Source organism: Trinickia sp. Z7, assembly GCF_056498045.1.
This window is the reverse complement of the sequence record NZ_JAUEQW010000016.1, coordinates 33405-51506: the sequence shown is the minus strand read 5'-3', so window position 1 is coordinate 51506 and position 18102 is coordinate 33405. Positions and strand designations below refer to the sequence as shown.

The following is an 18102-nucleotide window of genomic DNA, read 5'->3' as shown; positions in this document are numbered from 1 at the left end:
GGTCAGACTTTATTAGCTTGAGGATGGCATACACCTGCCAGGACTTGAATCCAGGGCTTCGGTTCAGTCGTCAAGGTGTCTTCTACCCAGCGACGATAGTCATCAAATACCTTGTGAATTTTCTGGCTGCCTCGCTCGAAGTGGGCTTGCTTGACGGTATCGAGCTTCTTGTCCAAATCCAGCGAGAGTTGTTCCATCTGGCGGCCTTGGAGACGCTCCAGGTCGGCGAGCGTGTCCTGTAGCCGGGTCTGCATATCGTCAGAGAACATTTGCTGGCGCTCTACCATGAACGCGTACATGGATTGCACCGCCAGCGGCAATGCTTCCTGCATCTGTGCCAGTCGCGCCTGAAGCGCAACCGATTCACCGGGGTTGGGCAAACTGCCGGCGTGAATGCCCGTCCGGACCACAAACGCATCGAACGGCACGAGCACGAAATCACCATCGCCTTTGCGACACGCGACCTGCCACTCCACGAGCAACGGCTGCCCTTTGCGGTTCGGAATCAGCGCCATCAGGATGAACGCCTGCTCGTCCGAGGCAAGCCTGTGGCTCTGCAGCAGTGGCGCCCGATGACGGCCAAAGTGCGTAAGCACTCGGTCACCCAGCCAATCCATGATGGGATGCTGCGGCCAAAGATAATGCTGCTGAGGCCATGTCTCATCTTCCGCTTTCGCCTGACGAGCTGCTTCAATCGCATCCATCATATGCTTCGGGCTCGCACATAGTGCGTAGTGGTCGTTCGCGGCCTGCACTTCGCGTGGTAGCTGACGCAAACGCTCCTGCAAATCGTGTGGAGCAGTCAGTGCGATGACTTGTTCGTCATCGTGCGAGGTCCAGTCACACAGCACCTGCTCTTGATTAAGCTGGGTAAGCGCAGTCTTAGCGTAGTGGTAATCACTTGGGAACAGCGATTTCGTCTCACTAACCTGGTCGAGGCTGCTAGCCGGTGCCGCCGTGTCGCTCACATGACTGTCAGCGCTGCCAGCGTCACCGCCAAAGAGCTGCATCAGCCAGTCACCACTGCCTTCTTCCGTACCATCGTTCGCCGCATTTCGGTCAAGCTCCGCTTCCACGGCTTCGGGCTGCACGCCATCTGCCATGAAATCAGATATTTTTTCCTCTTCTTTGCCCGGGTCAAAGACGTTAAGAAATGCCGACGGGTCACCGAGGTTCTCGTACGCCTGCTCATCCTTAGCCTGCAAAATCTCCAGGATGCGCAGGTCACCACGAATCTTTTCATTTACCGTTTCGGTAAACAGATACACGATTTTCGGCTGATGCTTTTGGCCGTAACGGTCCACGCGACCATTGCGCTGCTGAAACACCATCAGCGACCACGGAAGGTCAAAGTGCACCAAGCGATGGCAGAAGTAATGCAGATTCAGACCTTCGCTTGCAACATCTGAGCACAGTAGTACCCGTATCGAGTCTTCCTTGCGCCCAAAGCGTTCGACGAGTTCCTGCTGTTCGGTATCGGACATGCCCCCGTGCAACACGGCAAGATGCTGTCCTAGCTTGAGTTTGAGGTCAGCAGCCAGCTGGTTCTCGAGCCATTTCAACGTTTCGATACGCTCGGAGAAAATAACCAGGCGGTCTTCAGCGTCGTCGGGTTGCCAACCGAACTCGTCCGAGCGCAACTGTTTGAGCAGACGCTGGTACTTGCTGAAGCCATCTGCTCGGGCCTCGCCGACTAAAGTTTCGAGTGTTCCGCACAGGATTTGAAGCCCGTCCACTTCCCGCGATTCTTCGGGCGTGAGTCCTGGTTTGTTTTGCAACGTGCTGATACGCCGTCTGGTCGACTCCAATGCCGCTGCGGGGCTCGAGAACAGCGCCTTTTGCATGCCGACGCGTTGCAGCTCCTGTTGTCGCCCACCTTTTCTCTGACCACCCTGAGTGAATGGCACCTCAAGCAAGGCGCGATATGCGGCTTCTTCCTGTGCGCTAGCTGCCTGCCGCAGGCACACAGTCTGGCGCTCCCGGAAGTCCGATTGCACTTGGTCCTTGATGTCTTTTTTGAACCGACGGATGACCAACCCCTTGTTGCGGAAGTCGTCTGGCGTGTAGTTGTCCGGGTCAGAAATGGCGGTCGGGTCGAGCAGGCTCATTAGCGACGCAAAACTGCGTGCGGAGCCATCGTGTGGCGTTGCAGACAGGAGGATGAGTGTGTCGGAACGGTTGGAAATCAATCGCGCCAAGCGCGCACGACGAGACAGACTACCTTCACCTGCCCGCGCAGCAACGTTATGGCATTCGTCGATGACGATGATGTCCCACCAAGCATTTTCAAGGTAATTCCGGTATTCCAGATTGCTCTTGAGCGTATCGACGGAGATGATGCTACGGTCGAAGTAATTGAATGGATTATGGTTCGCTGGAATTCGGTTCCGCACCCGGGCGAGCCCCAGGGAGTCAAGACGCACCAATGGAATCGTGAAGCGACTCCACCATTCCTTCTGGAACTGCGTGAGCATCGCTTTCTGCGTAACGACGAGGATACGCTTGCCGCGGCCGCGCTGAATCAACTCTGTGGCCAGAATCCCCGCTTCCAGCGTCTTGCCCAACCCCACCGCATCAGCAATCAGGATTCGCGAGCGTGGTTGTTGCAACGCCTGCAGTGCGGGGTCGAGCTGGTACGGCACGACGTTCATCACACCACGGTGTCCCAAGTGGATGCGGGCGTCATTCGCGACACTCCGGCGCCGCTGGCTTTCCAGATATAGCAGCGTCGCGTTAAACGTGGGACTGGTATCCGGTACCAGTTGTGTTTTGGCCGGGTCGAGCACCTCAATGTGGCCTTCCAGCTCAGTCAAGAACAGCGCTGACTGGCCTCGGACCAGTTCGGAAATGCCATCGCAGCTCAGTAACCAGCCCCCATCAGTCGTCGGGTCGACTCGGCGAATGAGCCATTCTTCATCTCGGATAAGGGCACGCGAGCCGGGCGCGAAGGGGAGCATATCGTTTGTATTTCCCAAAGCAAATTTTTTTCTGCTTGCTGCAGCCAAAGACACCGCCTAGACAGTAGATAGACGCTGGCCATTCCCGAGAATCGGTTCGCAGCATTCCCCGTCTGCAATAACCTGTTGTGCCGTCGTATTCCCGCAAAAGCACGATGTTCGTGTCTAAAGATTTCAGTTAGGCGCTCCGAAACTGGCGGCTCACTCCCGTCATTGATACGCGGTAGGTATACATGCGCTTGCTGACGCCGTAGTTCGTGATGACGTCCTCGTCAGTCATTCCCTGTCGCTTGACATGAACTAAGGCGTCACGAGGCAGCAAAAGTACGCCAGCCAACCAGTCGGCCTCTTCTTCTTGCTCCTTGTCATACGCTTTCAAAAGCATTAGCCCCTCAGAAGAGATGCTCATCTGCTCAGGCTCATGATTGCGAATCCGATGCGCGAGCTCATGCATTAGGTCGCTCGCCTGGCGGGCAGGCGAATGAGACGAGTTCAATATAACGAGTGTCTTTTCGCCGACAACAAGGGTTACGGCCGACCAGCAACTCGGCGTGCCGTCGTTGCGCAGCAATATGTCCCTCGTCTCAGCAGGCAGACCCGGGACATCGACCGGCGTCCACACCCGAATTCCCAGATGAGCTGCTAGCTGTCGCGCGCCTAGTGGGGCGGTCGAGGACAAACCGAGCTCCTGGCGAGTGCTGGCTGAATACCGCTCGCACCAGGCTTTGTATCCACGCTGCACAGTCTGCTCAGACCTCTTCCTTTAGAAGCGCCTCCTGAGCAAGAACAATCATCTCGCTCAGAGCTTTGGCGCTGTCTGCACGTATCGCGGATTCCTTTTTGAAATGCACCTGGGCCCGTGGTACCGCTGAGGATGCTTGCACTAGGCCAAGGAAGGTTGCTGGGTCTTCTCCCAGCCACGCGCAAATTTTCCCGAACGTTTCTAAATCCGGGACCTTCTGATTCTCCACCCGGGAAAGGGTGGCGGGACTGATGCCTACTTCCTTGGCCGCCTCTCGAACACCACGACCATCTCTACGCCGGAGGATGTGCTGGGCGAGCACGTCCATTTTCACGTGTTCCATTTTCCTCCCGTCTTACAAATGAGACAAAAACCGTTTGACTTAAGAAACGGAGCGTGCAAAACTGTTTCACATGTAAGACGAAGTCTGGCATCCAGCTCGGCTCACGTCAACATCGCCGCGAGGCGCCTGTCAATATGACGCAACGAGGTTTGAGATGTCCGCAGACGAAAAACGTGTTGAAGAGACCATCATCGTCGAGGCGACCGGCCGCGACGGCGAACAAATCATTGAAATCATCGACGTGGAGGTCTGGGTACGCGAGAAGAAGCCCATCCTCCACGGCCACAAGTACCGGATTCGCATCGACAAGGAATACTACGTCGTCGACGTTCCGCATCTGACGGGAGAGGAAATCCTGAAGCTGGCGGGCAAGACCAGCGCCGGCTATATCCTGACGGAAAAAGTCGGCGGCCAGATGTGCACCGTCGAGCCGAACCAGACGGTCAATTTCGTCGAGGGAAAGGTAGAGCGCTTCGCGACCATTCCGAAGGAAGTCCAAGAGGGTGAGGGCCCTGTTCGCGCCGACTTCCAGGTCTTGGAGGAAGATGCCGAACATCTCAACGCAAAGGCCTGCACGTGGGAGGCTATTGCTGCGCCCGACGGCTTTCAGCGCATCGTTGTCCGTGGGTTCGAGCCGCCGCCTGGATATACGCCGACAAAAGTCGATATGTTCGTGCTCATTCCTCGCGGCTATCCCGATGTCCAAATCGACATGGTGTACTTTTATCCCGGGTTGGCGCGCGCGGACGGCCGCGCCATCCGCGCACTGATTACCAACAACTTCGAAGGCAAGGTTTGGCAAGGCTGGTCACGTCATCGCACGCCGAATAGCCCGTGGCGCCCGGGTATCGACAATCTCAGTACCCACCTCGCACTGGTCGATAACTTCCTTCGTGCGGAGTTGTCGAAATGACAACGGGAAACCTGCTTTCGGTGTTGGCGATGTCCGGCAAGCATCGCAAGCGGTTGCGTGACCATCTGTTTCCCAGGGATGGCAAAGAGGCGGTGGCTATCGCCCTCTGCGGTCAGGCGATTGGCTCGAGTCGCCATCAGTTGCTCGTGCACGAAATCATCCCGGTCCCGTACGATGCGTGCAGTATTCGCGAGCCGGATGCCGTGTCGTGGTCAGTCGCCTCTGTGCTTCCCGCTCTAAATCAGGCGATGAAGTGTGGGATGACCGTGGTGAAGTTCCATAGCCACCCTAGTGGCTTTCCGGAATTTTCCACATACGACGACGAGTCCGACCAAGCATTCTTCACCGCGGTCGACAATGTCTTGGGGAACGAGGATGCTCGAGCAAGCGTCGTGATGCTGCCAGACGGCCGCTTCTTCGGTCGGCACGTCACCAGCGGTACGTTAGGTCGCGGCATCGACTTATTCCGCATCGCCGGAGACGACTTTGAGTTCATCCATTCAAATACCGGAGACCTTGATGCGTCAGGAACCCCAGAACACGCATTGCGCCTGATTCAAACATTCGGTGAAGGCACATACCGCACGCTTCAAAAGCTGCGCATAGGCGTTGTTGGAGCATCTGGCACCGGCAGCATCGCCGTCGAACAGCTGGCTCGCAATTGCGCCGGCGAGCTACTTCTCATCGACCCAGACCACCTCGAGCGGAAGAATCTGAACCGGGTTCTGAATTCACGGGGTGCTGATGCCGATGAGAGGCGTCTTAAGGTCGAACGCGCTCGTGAATCCGTCCTAGCCATGGACCTCGGCACAGTAGTTAACGTGCTTGCGAACGATATATACGACCGGGATACCATTCTCGCGCTCGGGGAATGCGATGTGCTTTTTGGCTGCGTCGATTCGGTGCTGGGTCGCCATATTCTCAACAAGGTTGCGTCGCACTTCTTGATTCCGTTCATCGACATGGGCGTCCGCATCGATGCCGATGGAAAAGGCAATGTCGCCCAAGTGACGGGAGCCATTCACACCCTCCAACCTGGTGGCTCCAGCCTGCAAAGTCGAGGCGTCTATTCGCAAGAGGACCTCAATGCGGCATTCATGAAGAGGCTTGAGCCTGCCAGGTATCAGGAAATGCTCAAGTCGGGATACGTCAAGGGTGTAGAGGTTGACCGCCCCGCAGTCATTTCCCTCAATATGCTGGTAGCAACCTATGCCGTCAACGAACTACTAGCGAGACTTACGCCCTACCGAGTTGAACCGAACGCCGAATTTTCACAGTGGCGCATTAGCCTGTCTGACCCAGACGTGACCATGCACCAGCGCGACGGGGATGTTTGCGTGGCATTCGCAAAGCGAATCGGATTTGGGGCCCGTGAACCGCTACTCGGAATCCTGGACCTCCAAAAATGCTGAAGCTACTGCCGAGGCTCTATAACCACCTCCTCGGGTACGTTGACGGCCTGTTTGGTCGCTACACTGTGGTTGTCGTTGATGACCTTCCTGATGACATGCAAAAACGTAAGCTGTATGCGGTGGGGGAGGACGGCCAATACTGGCTCGCGGCTTTGAAATGTCCGTGTGGGTGTGGAGAAACTATCCAGCTTCCCATGATGGACGGCCAGCGTCCGAAATGGACTCTCACGCACAAGCAGAAGCGTCATCCAAATCTCTCGCCGTCTATCGACCGCACGGTTGGCTGCCGGTCCCATTTTTGGCTGAAGGCCGGTTCGATTCACTGGTGCGAATAACACGCTCAGTATCCAACGCTTCATACCCGGGCGACCTCTCCATGGCGCTCGACGTCTACCACCCGCACCCGCTGGCTGCCAAATCATCCGGTATCCTCGAGGGAAACTATTCCGCAAATCACTATGGCGCCCAAACGAGCACGCGGGCGGGCGCGAAGGCCGCCGTGTGATAAGGGCCCGGGTGGGTCAGTTTTACTTTGGCGATTCGCCGGAAAGCGGGTCAGTTTTAAACCGGCGTTGACATGAAGCCAATGAAGCGCCCCGCAGCTTTCGAGTTCGGACTCTGGCTGAAGCCGGGCTTAACCCCAGTGGCCAGTCATGCCGACAAAGAGTCCCATTCGAGCGACGAACACAAACAGAAGCCCATCGGGGTGTCGTATTTCCGCTTTTGGTGCGGCCTTGTCGCAGCGATTTGTCGTTTTTCAGCTTTCCAACCGCACGATTTGTCGTTTTCCAGCTAACGAAACGATGTCGTCGCCTCGCTTTCGGCAGAATAAACGCGCGGAAACCTTGATGCGGCGGACCTCTCGGAGCTTGGATAGAAATTTCGCAGCTTATGGGTCTGTCTACATCGACCAGCTCAGGCAACGGAAAGCCGACCATGCGGCGTGAATAGCGCGCGACCAGGATGACCTGACCGCGGGGGAGTCATCTAGTTAGTCTGCACCGCCGGTGCAGCACGAGACTGGCACAACTGACGAATGAGCACGCCGTCAACTCTCATCCTGGTCAGCCGGCTTTTGTAGCTAATCCGCATAGTCCATTTCATCAAAGAACCCACTGAGCTTATCGCGAGCTTGTACGATGCAGTCTCAATGCTGCATTTGGGTTGCGCGACACCACGGGGCGCGCGTCGAGTCATGCCAACCAGGCAAGGAGCGAAAACAGATTCTTGTTTCGTACCACCTTGGTCAGCCAGGGACAAACTGAAAATCAATCCTCGAACTCGCGCCGCGTCGGCAATGGCTGTCGCGTCGCCAGAACGCGGCAAAGTGGTGGCGAGAGTACGCTCCCCACATGCGGACCCAATTGGCTGGCCAGGGTCTACGATTACCGCTTACATCTTCGCGGTCATGGCCAGGTAGCGGTCCCGGTCGGTCGGTCGTCTGTGCCCCTCAACCAAATGCAAACGAACCCGGCGGCCGGTTGTCGGCGAACTCTCGGGGAGCCAAAACCATGCTGCGGAGCAGTTCGCCGGCTCCAGGTTCTGCTGGCTCGCCTATCCCGATTACTGAGTCTACAGATACTATGGGCCGCATCGACTTGCAATAACTCCGCGCGCTGCGGGTCATTTTCTTCGGGCGTCGCCATACGTGCGATGCGGAGTACAAGCGAACGCGATGCGGAGTACAAGTCCAATCGATGTGGAGTACAAGTAGGTGCGATGCGGAGTACAAGTTGCACAGCCGTTTCGCAGAACAGAATATTTACGAGCGCTTGCCGCGACATTTCAGAAAGTTCATAAATTTTCATTTCATGCCCTGTCTTGAGACATATACGGATATGTCTCCACTTTCATGTGTTTGCAATGACACGACCGACAACGTCGACTCGCCGTTCTGCCGGCATCGCGCAGTTTTCCACGCGGGCCATCAGGGCGCTTCATGGCGCTTTTCGAAATTCACTTCCGCAGGCTTCGCTTACCCCGCGATGCCGTGGCGATGAAACTCACCGTCGTGTTCTCGGTGCATCGGCATGACGAGCTTGCAGACGCCAACGAATGCAGCGAACAAAGTCGCGGAGCTTCGCGCGCTCGCAAATCTCACGGCGGAAGCAGCCCTTTCCGCAGCGCCTGGCCGGCAAGTGACCGTGCTCGAAGCGGCAGGGCAGCTTGGTCGCTTCGCCGACGGACTCGAACGTCGAGCAAAAAATGCGCTCTCAGAACCAGCGGTCCTTGAGCTGCCGTCGAATGCGACAGTGGAAGAAGTCCAACGCGCGCGGCGCCGGCAGGCTGCACGGCGCGGCGCTGAAGTGTATCTCCCGAGTTGGTCCACGATGGCGCGGGCGCTGCCCAACGCATTTCTCCGCTCCGCTCTGTTTTCTGCTGGACGCACCGTGCAAACCGACAACGCTGCCGTACTGTCGGGCGACCCCTCCCTCCTGGTGGCCGGAAAAGAAATTGCTACGTTCCGGACCATGTCCTTGATTTTCAGCGGGTACGAATTGTGTCAGTTTGACCGCATCGTCTACGCGACGTGCCTGGACTACTACCGTGAAGTGCCACTATGTCCCGAAGAGGGTACCCGGCACCTGCGAACCACCTTTTACGAGTTCGCCCATCGAATGGGCAATGAATATAGCGTCAAGGCGCATCGAGCCATACGCGCGAGTTTGCTTCGGCTGAGTCTTGCCCAGATGCGCATGCGCTACAACCGGCTGAATATCGAAATACCGAAGCTTTTGTCTGTGACGTTCGAAGACGGTGCGGTTTCTGAAGATTTCAAGGGAAGTGATGTGCTTCTGCTGTGCGCGACGACATCCATCGCGGAACTGTTCGGGCCCGGAAGCTGGACCGCAGTCGAGGATGAAGCTGTGAAATTTGACGGGCTCAAGGGCTGGCTCGCAAGCTTCTATGCAGGGCATGCAGGCCCGCAGTGGTTGCCAATTTTGACGTTGTATCGCCTCTCGGGCTATGAGTCCCATATTCGCAATTTTCGGGCAAGTCTCGGTCGTGCGCTCGAAAAGCTCAAGCACCCTCGGACGCCGGCGTGCTGCCAGGTGGCGAAATACGATTTTTCGAAAGACGGCAAGAAGATTCGCGTTGTTCGCACAGAATGGCATGCCAGCGTCAACGAGGCATCCGGCGCGTAGGGAGTTGCCAGTTCCGAAAAATGGCGCAACCGGAGGTATTCAGTTCCTCGTCGCTGCGCCCCGCATAGCTTCCTGGGGCACATGTCTCGTTGCGCGCGGTCGACGTCGCGGCCGGTTGTTTCTTGAAAAATCTCGCACGATTCACTACGGTAAACTCACGTTGGCGCAATGTCGGCGTGTGGTTTTGAGAATGCACCTGACTTCGGATTCGTGACCTGCTCACCGGTCGGACCCCTATTTATGAGAGGGTACGTGGCCGAGGTGGGGTGATGGGACAGGTCGTTTTCAGAGCGAAGCAGCAAGGCGCCGTTTTCTCCGCGGTGAAGACTCATGACCTTGTTGTGCTCACCTTGTTGAGCACCGGTAGTTGGTGTGGCCGGCACTCTGGCATTACCTGCGCGTCGCCGTGCCGCGCGGGTCAATTTCCCCGCAAACCGCGTCAAAAATCTCCCCTTGAGCGCACATTCGACGTCGCGAGCCGATGCATAACCCGTTGTTTTATTGAAGATAAATATCGGGTTCGTAACGTCTCCACTACAAGCCTGTCACGCTGGCGTTACGTGCTTGGAACGCCTCCAGTACACGCCTGTAACGTGAAAAAAATTTTCGCTCGAGACATCGTAGACGGCGTAAGACTTTGCTCGTGTAACGTTTCGCTCACCGGCTGTTTGGCGAGTAAATTTCCTAAAAATCCTGTCGTTAGCACGTCGGTTAATCACTTGTTTGACCGTATCGTGTATCGCAGTTCCTCCACAACATCGCTGAGCCCGCTCAGTCTGGCCACCACTTTTATGCTCGTCGCGACATTTGCGCCGCGAGCAGTCCTGCCATGGTGCATGGCGGGAGGTGCGGAATGAGAAGCGCACCGTCCTATGGCGTTCGCAGCCGTCGAGGTGCGGCCAATGCTGGCATCCGGCCCACCGCCCGGACGTATGGCAAAGCTCGTATTGGCACATACGCCGAGAAAGCCGACGGGCACATCACCGTCGAGTCGGACGCAGAACGCCTTGTTTCACACCTGCTCAGCATCGACCCGCGCGTGCGTTCGTTCAAGCCGCAGCCATTCACTGTCGACCTCGTTTTCGAGCGGGTGCTTTTCACGGCGGAAGAGCGGACCGAGGCGCGAGAGGCACGTGGCGGTCGCGATGGCGCGGTGGAATACACCCCCGACTTCGCCGTCGTGCAATCCAATGGCCTGCAAGCGGCGTACGAAGTCAAGCTCGAAGGCTTCGAGGGCGACAGTCAGTACTGGGCAAAGCTCGAACGCGCCCAGCTCGTCCTGGAGGCGAACTGTTATCCACTCGCTACGGTCGTTGTGCCCGCAGATGAAAGGCATCCCGTGTTGGTCAATGCGCAGTTGCTGAAGTCGGCGGCTTCGCGCGCCGCGGCATACCTGACGCCCGACATAATCGAACGAGTTGAGTGCTATTGCGAGACGGGTCCGGTCTTGCAACGGGCATTGTGCGATGACCTCCAGCTTGCGCCGAATTTTATCCCCCTCTTGCTGGCAACGGGCGTGCTGCAGGCAGACCTCGCACATCACCACATCTGCTCGAACCTTGAGCTGTCCCTCGCGTACGGCGACATCAGCCATTTGTGCCTGATTGAGGAACTGCGGCCGTGATGACCGACCTGCTCAATGGCGACCGGCTGGCACTGCCAGGCAAACCCGAAAGCTATCTCGAAGTGATGGACCGCCATTTGCATGGCGGGTGTATCCAGGTGTTCGATGCGGAAAAGCGCACAGCGCGATTTGAAGATGATTCGACGATTCGCAAAGCCATCTCTACCGGTGCCCTCGTATTGCATCGGAAGGGCATGCCGCCCGTCAGCGTCGCAGCGCAGGCCAATGACCTCGTGCTGGCCGAACACCGGCGCGTGCTGACCTGGGCCCTGCGCCGAATTGACAAAATTTGCGAGCAGCGCGGCATGTCATTTAGCGCGGCCATTCCGCTGGCGCGTGAAGCGTATGAACGGGAGCGCGTCGCTGAGCGTATGACGCGCAAATTTCCCTCCCGCACCGCGCTTTTCGACGCACGCAAACGTCAGGAGTCAGGGCTTCCAGTCCTCAGTGGCGACAAGAACAAGGGGAACGCTACCCGTCGGTATTCGGAAAAGCTCCGGAAGTTCGCACTAGATGTCATCAAGGAATACTTTCTCGTCACGGAATCGAAGTGGACGATTCTGAAGGTGACGGACTATGTCAACCGTGAAGCGCGTCGCCGCGAGCTGCACGTCGCCCCACATCCAATAAGCCGGAAATTCGTTGCCAGTCTGGTTCTCGAGGCAACGGCTGACGCGGAATACGACCGAATGGACCCGCTTGACCGGGTCGCAGGCAAATCGCATGCGACAAGGCGAATCCGGGCTCCCTTCCCGTTCGCACGTATCGAGCAAGATGCGCTGCACCTGCCTTTCGTCGTGAAGACGGAGGACGGTGGCATTTCTCGCGATGTCTGGTTGGTTCTCGCCGTCGACGCCAACAGCGGTTATCCAGTGGGATGGCATCTCGTGATTGGCCAACCCCGAGAAATGGATTCGCTCCGATGCCTCGAGATGTATCTAACGCCTGCGAAGGGCGTCCGTTTCAAGGCGTTGGGCATCGCACACACATTGAACATTTACGGTACGGCCGTCCAGATTATTTTTGACAACGGTTCCGAGGTTAAAGGCGCGCGCATCGTCCGCCTCGAGGTGTTGGAAATCGATGTCAAGCACTGCAAGGCCAAGGAAGCCCAGGGTAAGCCGTTCATCGAGCGACTGAACAAGTCGTTGAAGGAAGCAGTGGAGCTTCTGGAGGGATGCACGCGTTTTAACGGAAAAGATGGTGCGCGTGACCCGGTTGCGCTGGGCGATAAGTTGAAGACGCAAGAAGAGCTCGAACGATGGATTGTTCGATGGCTCTACGAAGACTGGGTCAACACTCCACTCGACCGTTTGCGCTGGGACGAAATGCTCGTTGATTCTGTCAAAGGCAAGACACCGCTCGAGCGCATGCGATGGGCGACCGAAGAGGCCGGCTATCCCATCCCGATGCCACCGCCGCGCCAGGAGTGGATGGCTGCGCTCTATGAACACGACACGTGCGCGTTAAGTGCGAACACTGGCGTAAGCGTAGAGGGTTTTCGTTATAAGGGGCCGGCCATCACGTATCTGGTGAGCAAGTACGGCGACCACGCGCCGCTTTACGTGCTCTACAACCCTGACGACTTTCGCGAAGTCTACGTGTATGAAGGTCACGAGCTCCCGCTCGTCACGCTGACACACGAGCATGTTCGCCCTGACACGCCTGCGTGGACATTTAAGGAAGCGAAGGAGCTGTTCAAGGCCAGTAAAGATGGCGGACCTGTTCCGCCGGAAAAAGAGCAGTTCCTGCGTGACCTGGATGCCGACGTCACCAAACACAAACCGGCACGCCGGGCCCGCGGCAAGCGGGCGGAAAGTCATGAAACCACGCGTCGCTCCAAAGTCCTGGCCGCTGTTCAGCGTGCAGTCGACAACCCTCTTTCTTCGGGCGCGCCGTTCGGGCTACCCCCGTCGACCAATCCATGCCTGCCTGAAGAAGAATTTGCATCGGATGCTGTCTCATACGACGACGCTCCGGTGATGAATATGGTGAATAAACATACGGGAGAAAAACTGCGGTGACGCCTGTTCTGACACCTGCCCAGCAACTGCGCCGAGACATTGAGGCATGCGAACTTCCGCACCCGATGTTCGAAGAGCTCCGCATCACGCTCAAGCGGCTTATCGACGACACCCTCGCTGGCTTCGAATCCAAAATCATTCGGGTGCCGGGGCCGAGCGGGGCCGGCAAGAGCTCGCTGATTACGAACCTGGCGCGCGATTACCCAGAATACCGCGTCGATGGGCGACGCCATGTCCCTGTGCTCGTGGTGAAACTGCGTTCTGGGGTCTCGGCAAAAACGCTTCCCAAAAGTGTTCTGGAAGCCCTGGGCATTCCGGTGGTGCGGCGCAGCCAGACGGCCGGAGACCTGGGCGTGATGATGGTGGACCAGTTGAAGAAAGCAGGCACTCTCGTTGTGATTTTTGACGAAGCGTCCCATCTTGTGGACGAGGGTGCACGCGTATCCACGCGTGCGGCTAGCGAGTGGTTCAAGACCCTCTTCGACGATTTAGGGGGGATGCTGATTCTCTTCGGTATTCCGCGGTTGGAGCGGCTATTTTCAGCGAACGAGCAACTGCGTCGCCGCTCAATTCCGGCGAGGAAATTTCTGCACTACGCTGCGAACCATGCCAGGGAAATGGCGGCATTCAATGCATGCGTCGCAAATTATGCTGGCCTGTTCGCGGCAGCTGGGTATCCGATTGATGTGCCTGCTCGCGCATTGACCCAGCAGTGTTATCTGCTGACAGGTGGCCTGGTTGGGGTACTTGCCGATTTTATGAAGGCGCTCGCCAGTTTGATGGCCGATGAAGCACCGCATGCCATCACCTACGCGGATTGCCAGGCGGCGCTCGCGTACGTCGACCACGCAGGTTCGCCGCATCAACTGTCTTTCCAGGATTCTGGTATCGAAGACGCCGGAGTAGCGCCCGCGGCACTGCAGCAGGCATACGTCCACGTATTGAACAGTAACGCCATGTCCGTGCCTGTTCGCAAAAATTCAGGAGATAAACGATGAGTCTTTCTCTCATTTATGCGCCAAAGGACGACGAGTCCGGCATGGGTTACTACCGGCGATTGTCCGCGGATAACGCTCTGTTCAATTGGAGGATTCTGGCGGATATGGCCGGCGTGGAGCGCAATCGCCGCGCCTTGCTCACGCGCCCAGGCGACGTCGCCGAAAGCCTCGAGCTTGAACTCGCATGGACCGAGTTCACCGAAAAGCAGGAAATACAATGCAGAGACTGGGGCCGTCTGCATCGCGTACATTCGGATGCGGTTTGCCCAGGTTGCCTCGCGGAATCACCTCATCTTCGGCACCACTGGGAGCATACGTATGTGACGGCATGCTCAACGCACCGAACGCTTCTGGTCGACCGGTGCAATTCGTGCGGCGAGCATCTTTCACAAAATCGGCTTTACGTCGGTCTCTGCGAATGCGGCCAGGACCTCAGTTGCCTGCCACGTGTGCCGGCGACGAAAGCCCAGCAGTGGCTGTCAGCGCTGATTGAGAACTCTGGAAGGCAACCAGTGAGCAAGCCGGTCCTGCGCAACGTGGACATTAGCCTGCTGGCAAAAGTCGTCCGAACGCTCTGCCTGTATGCAAACCCGGCGCAACGAGGGTTGCCTCGCGGCGCTTCAATGCCGAAATCTGTTGACGAGGCAGTCGAATTTCTCGCGCCGCTTGAAGACCTGCTGGCCGACTGGCCGAGGGGATTTCAGGCACACGTCGAGAAGCGTATCGCGGCCGGTCGAAAAGACGCCCGTACGTTGAACACTTTATTGGGTGAGTGGTACATCGGCTTGCGCAAGCTCTGCCAAGGCACGCCACTGGAGCCGCTCCTGCAAATAATCGTCGACGTCGCGGCCGAGAAATCCGACTGTATCCTCGGCTTGGACTCGTCCAAGGACATGGCCATGGATGCAACCGGCTACATGCGCGTACCGGATGTCGCGAGGGCATTCGGTGTCAGCGCTTCGCGCGTGCACGACGCCATTGCGACTGGCGAATGCGAACATCGCACGCGCCGCACCGGCACACGCGGCCAGGTCTATGAAATCCCGCGTGCGGAGGTGGAGCGCATTTTGCAGCAGCGTGCCGAATGGATTTCGGATGTTGCGGCATGCGAGCTGGCAAGCGTCCCCCTCGCCGTGCTCGAACGTATGAAAGCCGCTGGCGTTATCCGCTCGGACATCCGCTGGCGCGAGGACCTGCTGAAAGGCGGCCCGGTGCGATACCAGTCCCTGCAGGATTTGTATGCGCGCGTGGAGCGGCACGTCGAGCCCTCGGTTGTCCCAGCGGATGCAACGCTTACGTGGGCTGAATTTACCAGTCGCCGCATGGGCGACCGCAAGGCCATCGAGGCGCTGATGTATGCCATTGCCGACGGAGCCGTGAAGGCTGTCGCACAGGGCCGCACGCTCGGAGAGTTCGTATTCCGGCGCACAGATGTATCGGAGTATTTCGGCACGCCATTGCTCGAAGCCGGCCTGTCGATTCAGCAACTTTCCCGCGAGACCGGATGGAAGTGGGAATCCATTCAGCATTGGGTGGACGAAGGCCTGCTGGAATCGGAGGTGATTCACCGTCGTGGTCAGCCATGTCGAGTCGTGCTGCCCCACCAGTTGCTCGCGTTCCGGCGGACCTATGTTCCGCTCGCAGACCTGGCGCGGGAAATGGGAACGAAATCATCGGCGCTGTCGCGCCACCTGTCCGGCGTCGCCTTGGTAGGGGCGAAACAGCTGCCAGGTGGCGCGATGCGTGGTGGACTGATTCGTATCGCTGACCTGGGACGCCTGGCGGTACTCGGCGCGCGAGCCGGGCAAGACCTGTTTGTACCGGCGGCCTGATTACCGAACTTGTTCATCAGGAGCAGGTCCGGCGTATTCGAAGCGTGCACGGTGCCGATATGCCCGAGACCGGGAACGATATGGGCATCGACGGGTTCGCCCGGCCGCCTCGCTGTCTCGTCATCACCCGTCACCACAGAGGAGGGACATATGCTTTCAGAAGATAATCTGGACCTTGGGATTGCACTTCGGAAGATTCACGAGCTTGCTATGTCGGATGGCGATTTAGGCTACGCATACTGGTACGAAATCGGTCAGCTTCTACGCCGGGCCGCTGGCATGCAAGCCGAAATAGATTCGCTCACGAAGGAGTTGGAACGATGTCGCGCGATGCTCGCTCACAAGACTGGTTGAAAGTGGTGTCATGGCCCCTTGCTTAAACATGTCGCACCGATGATGGTCGGCGTGTTCGGCACGGCAGCACAGACGATACTCCGACCATCAGGTTGCCATCCACTACACTGCCGATTTACGTCCAGCGGATGGCGACACGCGTCGCACCTGATGATTTGTGTTCGCGGGTCTCAATTTGCAACTGGCACTACGTGAAGTTTCGACTATAGGGTCGCGCTGAATTGCTGCTGGTCGAGAGAAATCGTTGCGATTATGGACTCGAACTCCGCCATCAAGTCCGGATGTCGGTGCAGATAGCACGGCGATGTGAACCAACCACGCGTTCATTTTGGCAACGCCGGCATCATTCGCGTGAGACAGCAGGTAGAAGCCAGAGTCCAGCGGACGGGGGAGCCTGATGACGTCCATCTTTGCAATTGGCCTGACGCTCCGCCGCGCATTGCGCAACCGCTGCATACTGCGGTTGCGCTCGCGATACGCCGGATGAGCGGCTCGATATTCGCGCCAGTAGCTCGAGTGGCCTGCGCGCCATTTCGCCTGTGCCCGGGCCTGGTTGTCGCGATAGTCGCTATCGATACGGAGCCGATTGCGCTGCCAGTCGCGCCGACGGGCGCGCTGGCACTCCTTCGAGGAGCAATATCGCTGACGCGGAACATGCAGCAGCGGCACAAACACGTTGCCACAGGCAAGACAAATGCGTTTCGATTTCATGAGCCCCTCCAGTTCGGATTGCGACGGGCGCAGCTAGGGCGTTTCGGCGTCTTCGCAAAGGGACTACACTCAATTTCTTCCCCCGCCCGGGAGCCAATATGTCGACAGACGGGAAATTTTCGCCATCGATTGCCGACGCGGTGCAGCTCGCGCGCGCACGTATGGACGAGATGTTCAGGCGTGTTGGGGCCAGTCTGCCTTCCGACGTTCGGCGCGAACTCGCCGCCGGCGTGGAGGCAATACTCGTTGACGTTCTGAGCCGGCATCCCGCATGGCCGCATGATACCGACGACTTCCTGTCCATCGCCGAAGCGGCGACCCTGCTATTCGTGTCACGCCCGCATATCTCGAAGCTGCTGGAGCAAGGGAAACTGGAGCTCCATCATGAACAGGGGAGCGACCGATTCGTCACGAAGGCATCGGTGCTGGAGTATTGGGCGGGCCGCCAGGCCGCAGTAGAGGCCTATAACGCATCGACGTCCGACGAAAAATGACCTGGCCGTTGCGCGCTACCAAGCACTTTGAGCCCGACATCGACACCGGACTCACGTGCATGGTTGTCGCGATAGCCGCTGCTGTTACAGAGCCGGTTGTTGTGCCAGTCGCGCCGACGGGTGATGGGAGATGGTCACGGGAGACGTTCGTCGGAAACGTATCGTGTGACGAGGTCGGCTCAGCCGTGAGCTGAAAATCCGACGCGATGCTTCCCGAAATCCCACCCGATACTTCCCACGGCCCGCTGAGCCTTATCTGACAGGGCTAGAAATCCGACATTATGGGTTTCGCTACAGGGGCGGGCGGCGGTGTAGGTCGCCTCGTGGGCTGAGAAATGCGGACCCGTAAGTTATGAAACTTACGGGTCTCTTTTTGATAGCATGCGTCGGGCTCTCGCTGAAGGATAAGCGGTTGGATAAACTGGGCGTTATCTCCGGGGAATTGCATCACCGTTTGGCCGCCGCCTTGTCGCGCCGGCGGCGCGCTAGCACGTCGATGGCGGCGTCGTGCTGATCGACGGCCCGCCAGAGGCGACGTCCGTTTTTACGTAT

Annotated in this window: 14 protein-coding genes and 1 pseudogene; 10 read left to right on the top strand and 5 right to left on the bottom strand. The window is 57.9% G+C overall.

Features of this window, described 5'->3' with window-relative positions; translation table 11 throughout:
• Positions 1 to 2: 2 nt before the first annotated feature.
• The 3 genes from QQS38_RS22080 to QQS38_RS22070 all read right to left on the bottom strand — a co-directional run bounded on the left by QQS38_RS22080 (position 3) and on the right by QQS38_RS22070 (position 4042).
• A complete protein-coding gene (locus QQS38_RS22080; RefSeq protein ID WP_479647485.1) occupies positions 3 to 3005 on the bottom strand; it encodes a DEAD/DEAH box helicase in 3003 nt (1000 codons plus the stop codon).
• A gap of 130 nt (positions 3006 to 3135) precedes the next feature.
• Positions 3136 to 3528 (bottom strand): ImmA/IrrE family metallo-endopeptidase, encoded by a 393-nt coding sequence (locus QQS38_RS22075; RefSeq protein WP_232424560.1) that lies wholly within the window; start codon positions 3526 to 3528, stop codon positions 3136 to 3138.
• A 178-nt stretch (positions 3529 to 3706) separates the two neighbouring features.
• Positions 3707 to 4042, bottom strand: coding sequence for a helix-turn-helix domain-containing protein (locus QQS38_RS22070; protein WP_026131766.1), 336 nt, complete (start codon positions 4040 to 4042; stop codon positions 3707 to 3709).
• A gap of 154 nt (positions 4043 to 4196) precedes the next feature.
• Between QQS38_RS22070 and QQS38_RS22065 the strand changes: the two genes are divergently transcribed.
• From QQS38_RS22065 to QQS38_RS22025, 9 genes are all read left to right on the top strand, one after another.
• Positions 4197 to 4955: a multiubiquitin domain-containing protein gene (locus QQS38_RS22065; protein ID WP_479647484.1), complete on the top strand. Its 759-nt coding sequence runs from the start codon at positions 4197 to 4199 to the stop codon at positions 4953 to 4955.
• Positions 4952 to 6367, top strand: a complete 1416-nt coding sequence (locus QQS38_RS22060) for a HesA/MoeB/ThiF family protein (protein ID WP_479647483.1) — start codon at positions 4952 to 4954, stop codon at positions 6365 to 6367. Before QQS38_RS22065 ends, QQS38_RS22060 begins: the two co-directional genes overlap by 4 nt.
• Positions 6361 to 6702: a ubiquitination-like system serine protease family protein gene (locus tag QQS38_RS22055; RefSeq protein ID WP_479647482.1), complete on the top strand. Its 342-nt coding sequence runs from the start codon at positions 6361 to 6363 to the stop codon at positions 6700 to 6702. Before QQS38_RS22060 ends, QQS38_RS22055 begins: the two co-directional genes overlap by 7 nt.
• Before the next feature lie 1695 nt (positions 6703 to 8397).
• Entirely contained in the window at positions 8398 to 9513 is a 1116-nt protein-coding gene (locus tag QQS38_RS22050) for a replication initiation protein (RefSeq protein WP_479647481.1), read from the top strand.
• An 853-nt stretch (positions 9514 to 10366) separates the two neighbouring features.
• The gene (locus tag QQS38_RS22045; protein ID WP_479647480.1) at positions 10367 to 11137 is read left to right on the top strand and encodes a hypothetical protein; all 771 of its coding nucleotides are present in this window, start codon (positions 10367 to 10369) and stop codon (positions 11135 to 11137) included.
• Positions 11137 to 13161 (top strand): transposase, encoded by a 2025-nt coding sequence (locus QQS38_RS22040; RefSeq protein WP_479647479.1) that lies wholly within the window; start codon positions 11137 to 11139, stop codon positions 13159 to 13161. Before QQS38_RS22045 ends, QQS38_RS22040 begins: the two co-directional genes overlap by 1 nt.
• Positions 13162 to 13226: 65 nt before the next feature.
• A complete protein-coding gene (locus tag QQS38_RS22035; protein ID WP_479647478.1) occupies positions 13227 to 14159 on the top strand; it encodes a TniB family NTP-binding protein in 933 nt (310 codons plus the stop codon).
• On the top strand, positions 14156 to 15991 hold the full coding sequence (locus QQS38_RS22030; protein ID WP_479647477.1) for a hypothetical protein: 1836 nt from the start codon (positions 14156 to 14158) through the stop codon (positions 15989 to 15991). The genes QQS38_RS22035 and QQS38_RS22030 overlap by 4 nt, the downstream gene beginning before the upstream one ends.
• A gap of 150 nt (positions 15992 to 16141) precedes the next feature.
• Positions 16142 to 16345, top strand: coding sequence for a hypothetical protein (locus QQS38_RS22025; RefSeq protein ID WP_479647476.1), 204 nt, complete (start codon positions 16142 to 16144; stop codon positions 16343 to 16345).
• Between the two features lie 102 nt (positions 16346 to 16447).
• Here QQS38_RS22025 and QQS38_RS22020 read toward each other — a convergent pair whose 3' ends face one another.
• On the bottom strand, positions 16448 to 17056 hold the full coding sequence (locus QQS38_RS22020; protein ID WP_479647475.1) for a hypothetical protein: 609 nt from the start codon (positions 17054 to 17056) through the stop codon (positions 16448 to 16450).
• Positions 17057 to 17154: 98 nt separating this feature from the next.
• Here QQS38_RS22020 and QQS38_RS22015 point away from each other — a divergent pair, with 98 nt between their 5' ends.
• A complete protein-coding gene (locus QQS38_RS22015) occupies positions 17155 to 17550 on the top strand; it encodes a helix-turn-helix domain-containing protein (protein ID WP_479647474.1) in 396 nt (131 codons plus the stop codon).
• Between the two features lie 450 nt (positions 17551 to 18000).
• Here QQS38_RS22015 and QQS38_RS22010 read toward each other — a convergent pair.
• A pseudogene (locus tag QQS38_RS22010) lies at positions 18001 to 18081 on the bottom strand (IS6 family transposase); the annotation flags it as partial.
• Between the last annotated feature and the right edge of the window lie 21 nt (positions 18082 to 18102).